Annotated in this window: 19 protein-coding genes; 4 read left to right on the top strand and 15 right to left on the bottom strand. The window is 31.7% G+C overall.

Annotated features, from left to right (window positions below):
* The first annotated feature begins 6 nt into the window (after positions 1–6).
* Positions 7–897, top strand: coding sequence for a cysteine synthase A (gene cysK, locus CCORG_RS03015; RefSeq protein WP_025803921.1), 891 nt, complete (start codon positions 7–9; stop codon positions 895–897).
* A gap of 42 nt (positions 898–939) precedes the next feature.
* Here cysK and CCORG_RS03010 read toward each other — a convergent pair whose 3' ends face one another.
* The 4 genes from CCORG_RS03010 to CCORG_RS02995 form a co-directional block, all read right to left on the bottom strand.
* On the bottom strand, positions 940–2283 hold the full coding sequence (locus CCORG_RS03010; RefSeq protein ID WP_025803920.1) for a sodium-dependent transporter: 1344 nt from the start codon (positions 2281–2283) through the stop codon (positions 940–942).
* Between the two features lie 9 nt (positions 2284–2292).
* Positions 2293–3633 (bottom strand): sodium-dependent transporter, encoded by a 1341-nt coding sequence (locus CCORG_RS03005; protein ID WP_025803919.1) that lies wholly within the window; start codon positions 3631–3633, stop codon positions 2293–2295.
* A gap of 99 nt (positions 3634–3732) precedes the next feature.
* Positions 3733–4113, bottom strand: a complete 381-nt coding sequence (locus tag CCORG_RS03000) for a heat shock protein transcriptional repressor HspR (protein WP_025803918.1) — start codon at positions 4111–4113, stop codon at positions 3733–3735.
* A gap of 10 nt (positions 4114–4123) precedes the next feature.
* Complete coding sequence (locus tag CCORG_RS02995) at positions 4124–4975, bottom strand: DnaJ family protein (protein WP_025803917.1); 852 nt, start codon at positions 4973–4975, stop codon at positions 4124–4126.
* A 162-nt stretch (positions 4976–5137) separates the two neighbouring features.
* Here CCORG_RS02995 and CCORG_RS02990 point away from each other — a divergent pair, with 162 nt between their 5' ends.
* From CCORG_RS02990 to CCORG_RS02980, 3 genes are all read left to right on the top strand, one after another.
* The gene (locus CCORG_RS02990; protein WP_025803916.1) at positions 5138–6520 is read left to right on the top strand and encodes a Do family serine endopeptidase; all 1383 of its coding nucleotides are present in this window, start codon (positions 5138–5140) and stop codon (positions 6518–6520) included.
* Between the two features lie 77 nt (positions 6521–6597).
* Positions 6598–7275 (top strand): response regulator transcription factor, encoded by a 678-nt coding sequence (locus tag CCORG_RS02985; protein ID WP_025803915.1) that lies wholly within the window; start codon positions 6598–6600, stop codon positions 7273–7275.
* Complete coding sequence (locus CCORG_RS02980; RefSeq protein ID WP_025803914.1) at positions 7275–8552, top strand: ArsS family sensor histidine kinase; 1278 nt, start codon at positions 7275–7277, stop codon at positions 8550–8552. The genes CCORG_RS02985 and CCORG_RS02980 overlap by 1 nt, the downstream gene beginning before the upstream one ends.
* A 403-nt stretch (positions 8553–8955) precedes the next feature.
* Here the strand turns inward: CCORG_RS02980 and CCORG_RS08910 are convergent, their stop codons facing one another.
* The 11 genes from CCORG_RS08910 to CCORG_RS02925 form a co-directional block, all read right to left on the bottom strand.
* The gene (locus tag CCORG_RS08910; RefSeq protein ID WP_232088132.1) at positions 8956–9366 is read right to left on the bottom strand and encodes a hypothetical protein; all 411 of its coding nucleotides are present in this window, start codon (positions 9364–9366) and stop codon (positions 8956–8958) included.
* Positions 9367–9607: 241 nt separating this feature from the next.
* A complete protein-coding gene (locus tag CCORG_RS02970; protein WP_172658541.1) occupies positions 9608–10912 on the bottom strand; it encodes an ankyrin repeat domain-containing protein in 1305 nt (434 codons plus the stop codon).
* Positions 10913–11047: 135 nt separating this feature from the next.
* A complete protein-coding gene (mrdA, locus tag CCORG_RS02965) occupies positions 11048–12862 on the bottom strand; it encodes a penicillin-binding protein 2 (protein ID WP_025802917.1) in 1815 nt (604 codons plus the stop codon).
* Entirely contained in the window at positions 12859–13347 is a 489-nt protein-coding gene (locus CCORG_RS02960; RefSeq protein WP_025802918.1) for a hypothetical protein, read from the bottom strand. The genes mrdA and CCORG_RS02960 overlap by 4 nt, the downstream gene beginning before the upstream one ends.
* Entirely contained in the window at positions 13314–13772 is a 459-nt protein-coding gene (locus CCORG_RS02955; protein WP_025802919.1) for an N-acetyltransferase, read from the bottom strand. The genes CCORG_RS02960 and CCORG_RS02955 overlap by 34 nt, the downstream gene beginning before the upstream one ends.
* Positions 13759–14358: a ribosome biogenesis GTP-binding protein YihA/YsxC gene (gene yihA, locus CCORG_RS02950; RefSeq protein ID WP_025802920.1), complete on the bottom strand. Its 600-nt coding sequence runs from the start codon at positions 14356–14358 to the stop codon at positions 13759–13761. Before yihA ends, CCORG_RS02955 begins: the two co-directional genes overlap by 14 nt.
* The gene (locus tag CCORG_RS02945; RefSeq protein WP_025802921.1) at positions 14355–14846 is read right to left on the bottom strand and encodes an LptA/OstA family protein; all 492 of its coding nucleotides are present in this window, start codon (positions 14844–14846) and stop codon (positions 14355–14357) included. Before CCORG_RS02945 ends, yihA begins: the two co-directional genes overlap by 4 nt.
* A complete protein-coding gene (locus CCORG_RS02940) occupies positions 14825–15346 on the bottom strand; it encodes an LptA/OstA family protein (RefSeq protein ID WP_025802922.1) in 522 nt (173 codons plus the stop codon). Before CCORG_RS02940 ends, CCORG_RS02945 begins: the two co-directional genes overlap by 22 nt.
* Complete coding sequence (locus tag CCORG_RS02935) at positions 15337–15825, bottom strand: KdsC family phosphatase (protein ID WP_025802923.1); 489 nt, start codon at positions 15823–15825, stop codon at positions 15337–15339. Before CCORG_RS02935 ends, CCORG_RS02940 begins: the two co-directional genes overlap by 10 nt.
* Positions 15822–16385, bottom strand: a complete 564-nt coding sequence (gene hisB, locus CCORG_RS02930) for an imidazoleglycerol-phosphate dehydratase HisB (RefSeq protein ID WP_025802924.1) — start codon at positions 16383–16385, stop codon at positions 15822–15824. The genes CCORG_RS02935 and hisB overlap by 4 nt, the downstream gene beginning before the upstream one ends.
* A gap of 2 nt (positions 16386–16387) precedes the next feature.
* The gene (locus CCORG_RS02925) at positions 16388–17041 is read right to left on the bottom strand and encodes a septal ring lytic transglycosylase RlpA family protein (RefSeq protein ID WP_371827745.1); all 654 of its coding nucleotides are present in this window, start codon (positions 17039–17041) and stop codon (positions 16388–16390) included.
* Positions 17042–17097 lie beyond the last annotated feature (56 nt).

Below are 17097 nucleotides of genomic sequence, written 5' to 3'. Positions count from 1 at the left end.
GGATACATAATGATAGCTGAAAATGTATTAGATTTAATAGGAAACACACCACTTGTTAAGATAAATAGCTTTTCAAAAGATGCAACAATACTAGCAAAGGCTGAATTTTTAAACCCAAGTGGTTCAGTTAAAGATAGAGCTTCAATCTTTATGATAAAAGATGCTTTTCAAAGAGGCGTTATTACAAAAAATAGTGTAATAATAGAGCCAACAAGTGGCAACACAGGTATAGGACTAGCTATGGTTTGTGCAGTTTATGGGCTTAAACTAATCCTTACAATGCCAAGTTCGATGAGTGTTGAAAGACAAAAGCTCATTAAAGCTTATGGTGCTAATATTGTACTAACTGACCCAGCACTTGGCATGAAAGGAGCAGTTGATGAGAGCATTAGACTTCGTGATGAACTAAACGGCTTTATCCCAAGTCAGTTTGACAATCCAGCAAATATCCAAGCACATAAAGAGACAACCGCAAAAGAGATTTTAGCTGAAGTAACTCCTGATATCTTTATAGCTGGTTTTGGAAGTGGCGGAACGATAAGTGGTGTGGGTGAAATTTTAAAAGCTAAAAATCCAAATATTAAAGTAATTGGAGTTGAACCAGCCTCATCTCCACTTCTTAGTAGTGGCGCAGCAGGAGCACATAAAATTCAAGGAATTGGAGCAAATTTCATTCCTAAAAATTTACATAAAAGCGTAGTAGATGAGTACTTTACAGTAAGCAATGAAGACGCTTTTAACTCAGCTAAACAATTAGCTAAAAAAGAGGGTTTGCTCGTTGGAATTTCAAGTGGAGCAAATGTTTATGCAGCTTCTGTCATAGCCAAAGAAAATCCTGGTAAAACAATAGTAACTATACTTTGTGATACAGGCGAGAGATATCTTTCTCTTTTTTAGTAGAAATTTAGCCCTTAATCGGGCTAAATTAAAAGCATAAATTTAGCCTAGAATTTGGTTTAAAACTATAGCAACTATAGCAAAAGGTGCTACAAATTTAAGTACAAAAAACCACACTTTAAAAACGCATTTACCCATATATGGCTCAAAATAACCCCTTACAAGCTCACTTCGCATAACATACCCAACAAATACTGCTGTTAATAAAGCCCCAAGCGGAAGAGTAACATTTGATGTTAAAAAATCAAGACAATCAAAAAAGCTCTTGCCAAAAAAAGTAAGTAAACCACTAAATTTAGCACTTATTGAAAGTATGGATAAACAGCCAAGTATAAACACTGCTAAACCTATATAAACCAAAGCCTTTTTTCTTGAAATTTTATACTCGCTTACAAGATAAAAAGTAAATGGTTCTATCATAGAAATGGCTGAAGTAATACCCGCAAAAAACAGACTTACAAAGAAAAGAAACGCTAGTAAATTTCCAACAATGCCAAAATTTGAAAAAAGCGTAAGAAGTGAAAAAAACACTAGCCCTACTCCTTGTTCTGTCGGATCGCCGTTAAATTCAAATATAAATGTAAAGACTATTAGCCCCATCATAAAAGCTATTAAGATATTTATAAGCACTATATAAAGTGAGCTAGCTATCGGATTTGTCTCATCACTCATAGAAGCAGCATAAGTCATAATACACCCAATTCCAACACAAAGAGTAAAAAATGATAATCCCAAAGCATCAAGCATAACGCTAAAATTTAGCTTAGAAAAATCCATATAAAAAAGAAATTTAGCCGCATCTTTAAAGCCATCAATAGTCGAAGAAAATATAAGCATCCCAAGAAGCATCACAAAAAGTAGCGGCATCATCCAGACATTTAGCTTTTCTATGCCATTTTTAACCCCTTTTGATACCACAAAAAGTGTAATAGCAAAACCTATAAAAAAGAAAAATATACTTCCTAAAATATCACCACTAACAAATCCTTCAAACATCGCCCTAGCACTATTGATATCTTTTGGCAAAGCTGTTAAACTAACAAAAATATATCTTATAACCCAGCCTAAAATCACAAGATAAAATGATAAAACTAAAATTCCACCTATGGTAAAAAAGCCTGCATTTTTCCAAATTTTACCTTTTTTTGGCGTTGGTGAGAGCGAAAGATAAGCATTGACAGGATCTTTACGGCTTAGTTTTCCCATCAAAATTTCAGCCAAAAATATAGCAAAACCGATAGTTAAAGTAATAAGCAAGTAAAGTAAAACAAAGGCAAAGCCACCATTTGTTCCTACCATAGTTGGAAATTTCCAAGCATTTCCTAAACCTACAGCCCCACCTGCGACACTTAAAACAAACCCTATTTTAGAAAAATGATCTTTCAAAATTTATCCTTATGAAAAGAAAATTTGATTTATCATGATAATTGCAACCGCAAGTGGCGCAACAGTTCTTAAAAGTATATACCAAATTTTAAACCCGATTTCACCTGTATAAGGTATAAAAAGCTCTTCTAAAGAAGATTTATTCATAATATATCCAACAAAAATAGCAATCAAAATACCACTAATTGGCATTAAAATATTAGATGTGAAATAATCCACACAATCAAAGAAACTCTTACCAAAAAATGTCAAATACTCACTAGTTGTTGCCTGATATGAAAATATACATAAAACCCCCATTATATAAACAAAAGCTAAAATTACGCTAAGTGCTTTTTTTCGGCTCATTTTAAAGGTGTTGATAAGATACAATGCACTTGGTTCTATCATAGAAACAGCACTTGTTAAAGCAGCAAAGAACAGGCTTACAAAAAACATAACAGCAAATATATTTCCAACTATGCCTAGTTTTGAAAAAAGTGTAGCAAGCGAGATAAAAACAAGACCAGGGCCCTGCTCTTTAGGATCTGCTCCAAATTCAAAAATAAATGTAAAAACAATAAGACCCATCATAACGCCGATTAAAATATTTATAAAAACAATAGACAAAGAGCTTTTTAAAATGTCAGTTTTATCAGGTAAGCTTGCAGCGTATGTTATAATCGTACCAACGCCAAGCGATAGCGTAAAAAATGCCAAACCTAAAGCTGCTAAAACTGAGTCTTTATTAAGGGCTGAAAAGTCAGGTTTTAGCATAAATTTAGCAGACTCGCTAAAACCACTCATAGAAAAAGAAAACAGAAGCATTATCACTAAAAATATAAAAAGTGCTGGCATCATCCAGACATTTAGTCTTTCAATGCCACCTACAATGCCTTTTGAAACTATCCAAAATGTCAGCAAAACAGAAACTGTATAATAAAAAAGTATAACTCCAAGATCACTTGTTAAAAGTGCACTAAATACCGCCCCACTCTCATCAACTGTGGTTGGCAAGTAGTAAACACTACTTACACAATACTTTAAAATCCAGCCCATTATAACGCTATAAAATGAAAATATAAGCACAGAACCAACTATACAAAATCCAGCTAAACTCCAAAATTTAGCGTTTTTTGGAGCAAGCATCTTGTAGGCGTTAACTGGGTCTTTACCACTTAGTTTACCAATAGAAATTTCGCCAAGAAATATAACAAAACTAACTAAAAATGTAAGCAAAAGATAAAGAATAATAAATGCCGAACCACCATTTGTTCCAACAAGGGTTGGAAATTTCCAAGCATTTCCTAGACCCACAGCACTACCCGCAACGGCTAAGATGAAGCCTATTTTACTAAATTTATCATTCAAATTTCAAGCCTTTTTATTAAATACATTTGACAATGTTACCATAAAAAAGCTTTTATTAATCAAAAATTAACTTAAATTTAGCCTAATTTTTAAAATTTGTTATTTTTTATCACTATTTCCTAAAAATATTAGGTCAAATTTAGTTTTTCTTTTTACAAGAGAACCTTTGGAATTTGAATTTTTTGTCAATCTTTCTATCTCAAGACGGAGATCTTCTATCTCTTTTTCATACTCTTCAATTCTCTGCTTTAGTTGAAAAACCACATCAACTCCAGCTAAATTTACCCCCATATCTCTAGTTAGAGTTAAAATAGCCCTTATCCTATCAACATCTCTTTGAGAGTAAAGTCTCATCCTACCAGCAGTTCTATCTGGTTCTATAAGCCCTTCTTTTTCATACTGCCTTAGTGTTTGAGGGTGAATTTCTAAATTCTTAGCAACTATACTTATCAAATATACCGGCTCGTCATATCCTTCCATTTTTTCTCCTTTATAGTTTTTCTTTAAGTATCTTTATAGTCTCATCATCAAGTGAGCTTATATCAGGAAGTATGATGTTTACATTTAGATACAAATCACCATAAATTTTGGTTTTTCTATTTTGAACACCATACCCTTTTAGGCGTATTTTTTGAGCGTTTTTACTATTTTCGCCTATTTTTATAGTGACATCTTTTTTTGGAGTTTTTACACTCATTTTACCACCAAATAGAGCTGTTTTTAGAGGAATATCAATTGTTTTATACAAATCATCACCTTTTCTTGTATACTCACTACTTGGTCTAACGCTTAAATTTAGTATAAGATCACCTCTTTGGTTTGAACGCTGTGAAACAGAGCCTTTTCCTCTAACCCTTAGCTTATCACCATCATCAACTCCAGCTGGAATTCTAATCTTAATACTCTTACCATTTAAACTTATCTCTTTTTCGCCACCTAAAATAGCATCTTCAAAGTCCATAGTAAGGTTAGCATTAATGTCTAAATCCTCGCTAAATCCACCAAATCCTTGACTAAAGCCCCCTGAAAAATTAAAGCCACTACCACCAAAAATATTCCTTAAAATTTCATTTAAATCGCCCATATCGCCAGCATTTCTTGCAAAATCACTAAAATTTTGACCACCAAACATAGAGTCCCCTCTAGTATCATACTGGCGTCTTTTTTCTTCATCACTTAAAATTTCATAAGCGGCATTTATCTCTTTAAATTTCTCTTCAGCATCTGGACTTTTATTTATATCAGGATGGTACTTTCTAGCAAGTTTTCTATAAGCCTTTTTTATATCATCGCTACTTGCTGATTTATCCACTCCCAAAGTCTCATATAAACTATCACTCATATTTTTTCCTTAATGTTTTTTAGTCGTATTATATCAAAAACTTTAGTCTATGTCAATCAACTTTGTTTAAAAATTTTTATTTACTTTGGTAAAAATTTATATTAATTATACATTGAAATCTAGCATTTATAATACCAAAAATTTTTAATATAAGGAGTAAAAATGTTTAAAAAATTAACTTTAGTTTCATTTATAGCAGCATCAATGTTATATGCTTCTAATATAGAATTTCAAAATGTACAGCAAGATTTTAAAAGAGAACAACCTAATGACTCAGTAGTTTTATCTTACAACTCATCAGTTGCAAAAGCTAAAAAGTCAGTCGTAAATATAGCAACAAAAAAAGTAATATCTACTCGTGGAAATGATTTTTTTAATGATCCATTTTTCGAGCAATTTTTTGGATTTGGTTTTGATATGCCAAAACAACGAGATGTTGGCTCTCTTGGATCTGGTGTTATCATCTCCAAAGATGGCTATATTGTTACAAATAACCATGTGATAGATGGTGCTGATGAAGTACTTGTAACTCTTCTAGAAGATAACAAAGAGTACACAGCAAAAGTCATAGGAACTGATCCAAAAACCGATATAGCCGTCATAAAAATAGAAGCTGATAATCTAAATGCTATTAAATTTGCTGATTCAGATAAAATTTTAGAAGGAGATGTTGTATTTGCTATAGGCAATCCTTTTGGAGTTGGTGGAACGATAACTCAAGGCATCGTATCAGCTCTAAATAAAAATAGTGTCGGGCTAAATCATTATGAAAATTTCATCCAAACAGATGCATCTATAAATCCTGGAAATTCAGGCGGAGCGTTAATAGATAGTCGTGGGGCATTAGTTGGTATAAACTCAGCTATTTTAAGTAGAGGTGGCGGAAATAATGGCGTAGGATTTGCAATTCCATCAAATATGGTAAAAGATATCGCAGGTCAACTTGCAGAAGATGGTAAAATACAAAGAGGCTATATCGGCGTAATGATATCAGATCTTACAAAAGAGCAACAAAGTTTTTATAAAAACAAAGATGGAGCACTTATTCTTGGGGTAGAAGATGATATGCCAGCAGCAAAAGCAGGAATAAAAAGAGGTGATCTTATAATAAAAATAGAAGATAAAGATATAAAAAATTCAAATGAGCTTAAAAATTTTGTGGCAACCTTAAAACCTGGTTCGAAAGCAGAAGTTGAGTATGAAAGAGCTGGCAAGATAAAAAGCACAACCATAGAGCTTGCAGATGCTGATTTAGGCGTTAGTGTGTCAAAGATTGATGGTTTAGAATTAAGCGATATAACACCTGAAATTTCAAGACAGTTTAGACTAAGTAGTGATATAAGTGGTGTTCTTATCACAGATGTAAAAAATGGCTCAAAAGCCCAAGAGTTAGGATTTATGGTAAGAGATGTTATCACTCAAGTAAATAATACAGAAGTTACAAGTGTAAGTGAATTTAATGAAGCCTTTAAAAAACTAAAAGGCGATAAGGCTCTTGTTTGGATCATAAGAAGGGGTATTCCTTATGGATTAGTCATTGAGTAATATCGGGGCAAAGCCCCTATTGTATTTGATAAATTTCCTATATTTTGATATAATCATCCTAAATTTAAGGAAGTTAAATGACAAAAATTTTAATGATAGAAGATAATGTTGAATTAGCTGAAATTTTAACTGAGTATTTAGAACAATACGATATGAGTGTTACAACAGCTGATGATCCATATATCGGACTTTCTAAGCTAAATTTAGATAAATTTGACCTTGTTATACTTGATCTTACTTTACCAGGACTTGATGGGCTAGAAGTTTGTAAAGAGATAAGAAAAACAAGCTCTGTTCCTATCATAGTATCAAGTGCAAGACATGATTTAACTGATAAAGTAAATGCATTTGATTTTGGTGCGGATGATTATATGCCAAAACCATACAACCCTCAAGAGCTTCTTGTTCGTATCAAAAGTCTCATTAGAAGAAGCGAAGGGAGTTTAAGCGTAGAAAAAAGTGAAACTAATAAAGATCTTGTTTTAAATGAATTTGAACACACTATAACACTAAAAGGAAAAGCCTTAAGCTTAACAGTGGCTGAATTTGATATCCTGAGCTATCTAATAAAAAAAGAAGGCGGTGCTATATCAAGAGAAGAGCTTATCTATAACTGTGATGCCATAAGTGAAGAGTCAACCAACAAAAGCATAGATGTAATAATTGGCAGAATTCGCTCAAAACTCGGAGAAGACCCTAAAAACCCAAAATATATCCACGCCATTAGAGGTGTTGGCTACAAACTCACACAGTGATGTTAGGACTTAGCAGAAGCTCGATTTTTTACAGTATAACTTTTATATTTATACTTGGAACTGTCGGGATTGGTCTTGCTTTTTTGTGGCTGATGGACTATGATAAGCAAAACTACACTAACGAACTAAACACGCGTTATTCCATCACATCAAACGCTACGCTTTATAAACTTGCAGGACTAATGAATCAAAGCGAGTATCAAAACCAGATGGAAAATTTCAATATGTATGAAATTTCAGACCCTAGTCAGATTGAACTGATTAAAACAACTGGGGTTATACTTCAAGAAATAACTACTAAAATCGGCACCGCTGCTATTATTTTTTACAACAAACATCACTTTGTTATGGTCAAACACGCTGATAAAGAGATCTTACTTCAAGATTTGGATTACCAACCATATAGATATGATATTATAAAAGTTATTTTTTGTTTAGTTTTTTTAATTCTTCTTGTAACTTATATCTTCATAATACGAAAAATAAAACCACTTCGCAAACTAAAAAGAGAGATAAATAAATTTGCAAGCGGGGATTTAAATATAAAAGATGTAAGCAGGGGAAAAGATGAGATTAGCGATGTAGCAAGTGCTTTTTACAACTCAGTTATGCAGATAAAAAGACTAAATGAGTCAAGAGCACTTTTTCTTAGAAACATTATGCACGAACTTAAAACCCCGATAACAAAAGGGCGAATAACAGTCGAAATGATAGAGAAAAACAAATATCAAGAACGCCTTATTTCTGTTTTTGAAAAACTTGAAGAGCTTATAAATGAATTTGCTGCAGTTGAAAGAGCAACCGCTATAATTGATATCTCAGACATGGGTGAATGCATGCTAAATGAACTTATATATGAAGCTATAAAAATAGCCATGGTTGATAAAAGTAGAGTTGAAAATTTAGCTAGCGATATGAAAATAAGGGCTGATTTTAAACTTTTAAGTATAGCCATAAAAAATATCATTGATAACGCTATGAAGTACTCTGATGATAAAAAGGTTAAGATTTTTACTAAAAACAACTCTTTAGAATTTCACACTTTAGGCGATGAAATGAGCGGAAAACTTGAGTACTATATAGAGCCGTTTACCAAAGGCGATAATGCCAAACAAAGCTTTGGTCTTGGACTATATATCGTAGATAGCATAGTAAAAGCACATGGGATGAAATTTAGCCACAGATATGAAAATGGATATAATGTTTTTAGTTTCGTTGGGCTTGATAAGCTAAGCGTTAAAGAGGTACCAAATTTAGAAAAAATTGATGAAATTTAGAATTATTTGCATTTTAAAACTTAAAACACTATTTAGATCCTTATCTTATTAAAGTGTAATTAATTTCTTAGTTTTATTTATATCAATATCTAAATTTTCTAAAAAATACTTTATAACTTCATCATAAATTTGCTCGTTATAAAAATATATAAAATAGTATTTTTGTTTAGCTAAAAACCATATATCAGCTACTTGCTTTGGATTTATAGGCTCAGCTATAATTAAAATAGGAAAAATCCTAAATCCACTTAAAGTTTTATTTAACCATAAATATAAGGATGCTTTAATATTATATTTGCAAACATTCGAAATGCAAAAAATAAGGCAATGATATAATAAAATTCACTTGGTATGGGTTTATTTAATTTAATTAGCAAACAAACAACTATAAAAACAATAATTGTTAAAAAAATACAATGGCTCTAATGTCAAGTTTATCTTTCCAAAAAGGCTTTAATAAGTAGTTTGGAATTTCATTTATGTAAATTTTGCGTTTTAATTTACCACCCAGCATATAATCAATAGAATTATTGGCAAAATAAAGCGTATAATTATCTCTTACAACATAAACATAATAATCATAAAGGACAAGTGCCAAAGGCACTACCACAGGAAGAAATAAAATCCAAATTTCTATTTCTTCTTTCATTGGATTTATTATGCAATAAATATAAAATATGATAGTCACGGCAACAAAAATTGAAAAAAATCTCAATGAAACACCAAAAAAATAACTATAATCTTTTATAATCAGTGGATTTTTATCATAATCTCTTTTTTGTTTAAAGACTTGATTATTTGAGTTGTTTTTCAAAATTTTCCTTATAAATTTAGTGTTTTATAATTTTACTGATATTTGTTTTAAAAGGTGCTATTGTGTAAAATTACCTAGTTTTTCTCTGATATTTTGTTATATTACCATAACATTTCTATAAAAATCTTTTAATATTATCAAGCTACTATTTAAAATTAATTAATTTAAATTTACATTATTTATTTGTATTTTAATTTTTTAGATTTTATAATTTTATCACTTTTTAGTATTTTTTTAGATATTATTCTATGAAATTTTTACCATTTATTGTATTTATTTCATTATAAATAGTATCCGTTGGATTTTTAAAAATCACCTTATCACCACTATTTATGATACCTACAATGCCGTCTGTTAAATTTCTCCTATTTTTATAATAAATATAATCTTTTATATTATTAAAAGTTCCATTTTTATCAGAACACATACTTTGTGCTAATTTTAATCTTAGTGTAAAAAATATTTCATAGTTTTTATCTATACCTTTATTTTCTTTTGTTTTGGAATGCCAAACATAGTCATCATAACATTCACTATCATACACTTTTTTCATTAGCTCTTTTGATGGTTGTCCTGAGATATTGTGTTCTAGGAGTAAATTTAGCATTGGTTCGTGATTGGGAACATTTTCTAAAACTTTATATAAAGAGTAATCATATGAAAAGTCATCTATAAAAAGCTTTAAATCAAAATTATCACCAGCTTGGTTTTTATACTCTTCTAACTCTATATCCATAGCATTGTTGACTTCTTCTTTTGGAAAAATATCATATATACTATTTCCAACTAAAACTTCATCTCCATTAAAAAAATATGGATATGGTTTATAGCCACTATCTAGGATTATTTTTGCTAGTTCTAACCAGTTTTTAAAAACAATATCATCAAACATATATCCATAACCCTTAGGCGTATCGTAATCTTTTTGAACATTATTGTATTTATAGATGATTTCTATATTATCACCATCTATTACTAATTTTTCAATATTTCTATAGCTTGGTGTTAAAATATATCCTTGAGTAAGTGGTACTTCTTCAAATTTAACACCACTATTAATTAAAGCTTTAACTACATCTATGCTATTCATAGAAATAGCATAAGCCATAGGGCTTAAACCATACTTATCTTTTTTATGGACATCAGCACCTAGTTTTATTAGTTCATTTGTAGTATTTATATCATTATAAAAGCTTGAATACATTATAGGTGTTGTTCCATCTTCTATTTGTATATCTGCACTTAGATTATTATCTTTTAAATAACTTAATACTTTATTTGTGTTTTTTTGTTTTAAAGCATCTCTTAATGGAATGGCTATAGGATTAACAAATTCAGTGTAATTATTATCTATATCCCAGTATCTAAATCCAAAGCTATTAATTTCATCTTGAGTTACATACTTTGAAATTTCAGATCCTGGTTTAATGACAGTATCAGCTGTAACTGTGAAGTGTGATTTATTATTATCATCACAAGATGAAAGTATTAGTGTTAATATTATTAAGTTTATAAATTTAAGTGAGCTTATAAAGCTTAGTTTCAAAAGTTTTTCCTTTTTTAATTTAGTTCTTTATTTGTCTTTTACTCCACAAATTTATAACTTTTAAAATTATAAATCTTTTTAGTTATTTTGTTAGGGTTTATTATATTTCATAGCCAAAATACTAAATATATTGAGCTATTTCGTAGCATTTTCGTCGATATATCCCATATCTAAAAGCTTTTCAAAAACTCTTTTTATGATAGGACCACCCACACTACTTCCGCCACCACCATGTTCTACTAAGACAGTTACAGCATATTTTGGTTTTTCATAAGGACCAAAACCAACTATCCAAGCATGAGATCTCTGATAGTACTCCATATCTTTTTCTTTCATGCGAACCTTTTCACTTTGTGGTATGCTTACAACTTGAGCAGTTCCTGTTTTAGTGGCAATCTTTACTCTACTATCGTTTGTATATCTATAAGCCGTTCCTTTTGGGTGATTTGAAACCTCATACATAGCATGTCTTATGGCAGGAAGTTGATCTTTTTCAAAAGAGCTAAAAACCTCATATGTATCAAACTCAACTTCTTTGCCATCTATACTTTTTAAAAAGTGAGGTGTTAAGCCCTTGCCACTTGCAATTTCAGCAGTGTGTTTTGCCATTTGTATAGGAGTTACTAGCATACTTCCTTGCCCTATGGAAGTAATGATTGTCTCTCCTATATACCACGGCTGGTTGTACTTTTCCATTTTCCATGCTTTGCTTGGAACAGTTCCTAAAAACTCATTTGGCAAATCAACACCGCTTTTTTTACCAAATCCAAATTTCTCTAAATTTGCAGCTATAAAGTCAATGCCTACAATAAGGCTGTTTTCATAGTAATAAACATCACAGCTTTCCCTAATAGAATCATTCATATTCATATCGCCATGACCCCAACGCTTCCAGCAGCGAAATTTGTGCTTATTTTTTCCATACTCTAAGTAACCGCCACAAAAATGGCTAGTATCTTTAGTAATCTTACCGCTATTTAAAAACGCTAGTGACATCGCCATTTTTATGACAGAACCTGGCGGATAAAGACCATTTGCGAGTTTATTTGTAAATGGATGATCAAGGTCGTTTATTAGCTCATTCCACTCAGCTGAGCTAATCCCAGTAACAAAAGGGTTTAAGCTATACTCAGGAAAACTTCCCGCTCCTATTATCGCTCCAGTTTCAACATCCATTATGATAACAGCACCTGAGTGATCTTTGTAAAGATCTTTTAAAAATTCTTGAATTTCCATATCTATATGAAGCGATATATCAGAACTTTGTGGTTTTACATATGATATCTCTTCTACAATGTGATTTAGTGCTGTAACTTTTGTTTGGCGTTCGCCTTTTTTACCCTGTAAAATATCATTATAATAAGCCTCAACTCCACTTCTTCCCATTATGTTTGTAAGGCGTGAGAGCGGGTTTTTTTCTATATCTCTAGCTGTAGCTCTTCCTACATAGCCAACTACATGAGAGGCTAAGCTATCATAAGGATAGTGCCTAAGTGAAGCTGGTTCAACCATTAAATTTGAGCGTAAATTTAATCTAGCAAAGTGCGGTATAACTCTATCATAATCTAAAAAATCAACAACTTTTATAAATTCTTGATTGTACGGTGAGTTTTGTTTTTTATACTCTTTTTCTATTAGGCTTGCGTTTAAATCTTTGCTTGAATTTTGATCTTTAAAAACATCAACTATATATGAAATCTCTTTATTTAGTTCTTCGTTTTTTAGATGGGGTGCTAAAAAAAGAGAGTACCCTAGCAAATTTATAGCAACAGGTCTACCTTTAGAGTCTAAAATTTGCCCTCTTGTTGGTGGAATATCTTTGGTTTTAATAGCATTTTCTTTCGCGATACTTGCATACTCTTCATTTGATACTATGCTTAAATAGTATAATCTTGAAAGGATAAGTACCCAAACAAAAATCACAAAAAAAGCAGCTATTTTAAGTCTCAAATAATTCGTCCTTTAAACAAAAGCAAACTAAGAGTTGCTTCTATAAATATAAATGTAACATACTCAAACCCAAAAACAAGATAACTATCGTTATTTAAATATGATAAAAAATTACTCGTTAAAAATGTCCCGATATAGCCAAAAGCAGCCGTTATCATAAGAGCTAAATCCCTAAATTTAACACTCCTAACTATATAATCAAATAAAAAATAGTAATAAATTCCAAAAAAAATTCCAACCGAAAGTGGCTTAAATCCATGAATTTGCTCAATCACAAATAGATAAACCACAGCGATATACCACCCTGAACTATAGTCTTTATAAGTTACATCTTTTTCATAATGCTTAACAATAGCATATGTAAAAAATAGCCCAAGAAGTGGTGGCAACGAGCTAAATACCGAGCTTAAAAACTGATACAAGATCAAAGCTATTGGCAAGCAAACAAACTCTAAAACTTGTAAATAACTGCTATTTCGTTGCATACAGGAAAGTTCTTACACTTTATACAATCAGCCCAAATTTTCTGACTAGGCAACTCATCTTTATCAACAACTTCAAAACCTAAATTTATAAAAAATTTATCCCTGTAAGTTAGCGCAAAAACAGCCTCTATCTCATACTCTTTTGCCTCTTTTAAAAGCTCTTTTACAAGAGCTGAGCCAACTCCTTTTGCTCTAAATTCTCTTTTTATAACAAGACTTCTAATCTCAGCTAATTTTTGACTATAAATTTTAAGTGCTCCATACCCGATAAGCTCATCTTTTTCATAAGCTAAAATGTATGAGCGAATCGAAGTTGCTATCTCGTCATTTGACCTAGGAAGTATGACTCCACTTTCAATCTCAGGTTTTATCATCTCTTGCATCAAAGATATATCTTTTAGTTTTGCTTTTTTAAATTCCACCAAAAGTTCCTTTTATGATGAGCTCTCTGGCTTTATCAATTCCTTTTTGATTTAGCGATGATACAAAAACTGCTGATGGATCAAATTTAAGAACTTTAAAACGCTCACTTTGATTTAGTTTATCACTTTTTGTATAAAAATTTAGTATGGTTTGATCTGGCTTTTTTATATCTTTTAGATAATTTCCCACTTCTAAATCAATATCTAAATCAAAATGTCTTGAATCTTTTAAGTGAATAAAAAGCCTAATAGTGCTTCTATTTCTTACAAACTCATCTAGTGCTTTTGACCAAATTTCATGCGTTGATTTGCCAACCTTTGCATAGCCAAAACCTGGCAAATCAACAAAAACAAGTTTATATCTCTCACTTTCATCTATAAAATTTATCTCAAAGAAATTTATAAGCTTAGTTTTTCCTGGTGTTTGGCTACTTTTTGCTAAATTTTTATGATTTGCAAGTGAGTTTATAAGGCTACTTTTGCCAACATTTGATCGCCCAATAAACACAACCTCACTTAGTCCAAAATTTGGACTAAGGCTTAAATTTGGAGATGATGTGATAAAGTTAGCAGCCCCTGTTTTTATCACTTTTTTTCCTCAACATGAAATATTAGTCTTGCTGGTTTTTTATCTTTGTTTTTACTATCTCTAAAGCTATCAACTTCATACTTTCCATCAAGTTGGCTTATAGTTATAATATCTCCAAAAACCTCTCTTTTAGTCTCAACTTCTTCTATCCAAGCATTTCCAGTAAGGATGTATTTATCCTCAGCTGGAATATATGTAAGCTTATCTCCTTTGCCATTATAGTGGCTTTCGTTGATTAAGATTTTAAACCTAGCATTATCAGTGGCTTCATACTTTATAGGTTGCTTATTTTTATCAAAATAGATAGTGATTTTATTGCTATCAAGTGTGTCATATGAGCCTTTTTTTACATGAACATTGCCTGTTAAAACACTTATTAATTTTACCTCATCAGCAAAAAAATTATCAGCTGTAACCTCAACTTTCTCTGCAAAAATAGGCATAGCAATGATTGCCAAAAACAGCCCTAATCTTCGTAAAAATACCATGCGTGAACTCCTGTTGCGTAAGTTTGTTTAAATTTTAGGTCATAAACCAAACTATCTCCTGTGACATTATTTTCATTTTGTCTTAAGAAAAATGGAACTTTGCTTGTGGCGGTTTTGTCTTTGGTATTATATATAATCTCTTCTGAAATATAGTTAATATCATCTGAACTAAGATAGGTTGCTTTGCCTTTAAATATCAGCTCATCACCCTTTGAAATAGCTACATTTGAACGCATTGAATGATTTCTATCACTATCTATCATCTTGCCACGAAAATTCTCAAACTCATCATGACTACTATATCTTATACCGCTATCTGCTTGGTAAATGGCATTAGTTCCATTTATATCAACTTGATAATCAGTAATATCTCTCATCTCCATAGTAGCGATATCTATATCATCTTTGAAAAAATCCTTAGTATATGGAACTTGCATCATTAGAAAAACTAATGCAACTGCAAAAAGAATAGTACCAAAATAAAAAATTCTTAGCGCCATTTATCAAACCAAAGCTTTGATTCGCCATTTTTATCTACGATAATCTCTATCATCTCTCTAACAGCACCGCTTCCACCACACTTTTTAAGAGTAATATCTGTTTTTAAAATTTCATGTGCATTTGCGGGCTTAAAGCTTAGATTTACAGCATTTAAAAGTTTTATATCATTTAAATCATCACCAATTGCCGCAGCATTTTCAAAGCTTAGATTCTCTTTAGCTAGAATTTCTTTTGCAACGGATAGTTTATCTTTTACAGATTGATAGACATATTTTATTTTTAGATCAGACGCTCTTTTTTCCACTATAGCAGAACTTTTTCCTGTGATGATAGCTGAAATTTTACCCATTTTGTTCCACTGTTCTATGCCAAAGCCATCATTTACATTAAATTTCTTAAACTCATCACCACTATTTGTATAGTAAAGTCCACCATCTGTTAAGCATCCATCAACATCTAAAAAAATAATCTCTATCATAAAACTCCTTTTGTGCTAGGAATTCCAACTCTATCATTTTTAGCTAAAGCCCTTCTTAGAGCAACTCCAAAAGCTTTAAATGACGCTTCTGCTATATGATGCTTGTTTTCGCCTCTTAGTTTTGTGATGTGAAGTGTGATACCAGCATTAAAAGCTACAGCTCTAAAAAACTCAGGCAACAACTCTGCATCAAATTTACCAATAAAGCCACTTTTTATACTCTCATAAACTAAAAATGCTCTATTTGATAAATCCAAATCGCAAGATACAGCAGCTTCATCCATAACAACTACAGCATTGCCATATCTTTCTACATTTTTTATAGGATAAATTTGCTCTTTTAAAACCTGACCTAAAACTATGCCGATATCTTCAACGCTATGATGATCATCTACAAATGTATCGCCATCACACTCTACTTTTAGATCCATTAAAGAGTGCTTAGCAAAGGCTTCAAGCATATGATCAAAAAACCCAACGCCACTTTTGATATCACCTTTTCCACTACCATAAATTTCAAGTTCTAGTGAAATTTTTGTCTCTTTAGTTTGCCTTATCATAACTACTGCCTTACTACAAATGCGCCACTTATGTGGGTATTAAGTGCGAAATCTCTTGCTTCATCTTCGCTTTTAAATCCTGTTAAGAAAACCCTATAAAGCCCATCTGCATGATACTCTTTAACAGCTGTTTTATATCCACTTTCGCCATCATATTGAGCTTTATAAATTTCAGCTCCAGTTCTGTTTTTAAACGCTCCAACTTGAACCATAAAATTTCCACCTAAAAAAACTCTATCTTTAGCAGGAGTTGAAATAGTAGCGGTTTTGCCATAAAATCCAACGACTTCAAGCTTAACAGGAGCTGTTCCTCTAGCTACAACATCTATATCAGAAGCTGCTTTTTTAGATAGATCTATAACCCTGCCAGCTACAAATGGACCTCTATCATTTATCCTCACAATAGTGCTTTTACCATTATTTGTATTTGTGACCTTTACCATTGTATTCATCGGATATGTTTTATGTGCTGCTGTTTGAGCATACATACTGTATCTTTCGCCATTTGAAGTACTTTTACCGTGAAATCCAGGACCATACCAACTAGCAAGCCCACTTTGTGTATCGCCAACCTTAACAGTTTCAGGATAGTAGGTTTTTCCTCTTATAGTATATGGTCTCATGGTTGCTGGAGTTGCTTTTTTAGGAGTTCCTATACCACCACTTTTTACTTCAACACTGGGCTTACCAGAACAGCCTACAACTACAAACG

This window comes from Campylobacter corcagiensis, assembly GCF_013201645.1.
In the GTDB taxonomy this organism is placed as follows: domain Bacteria; phylum Campylobacterota; class Campylobacteria; order Campylobacterales; family Campylobacteraceae; genus Campylobacter_B; species Campylobacter_B corcagiensis.
Note: the sequence above shows the minus strand (reverse complement) of the source record. Positions and strands in the feature narration are given on the sequence as shown.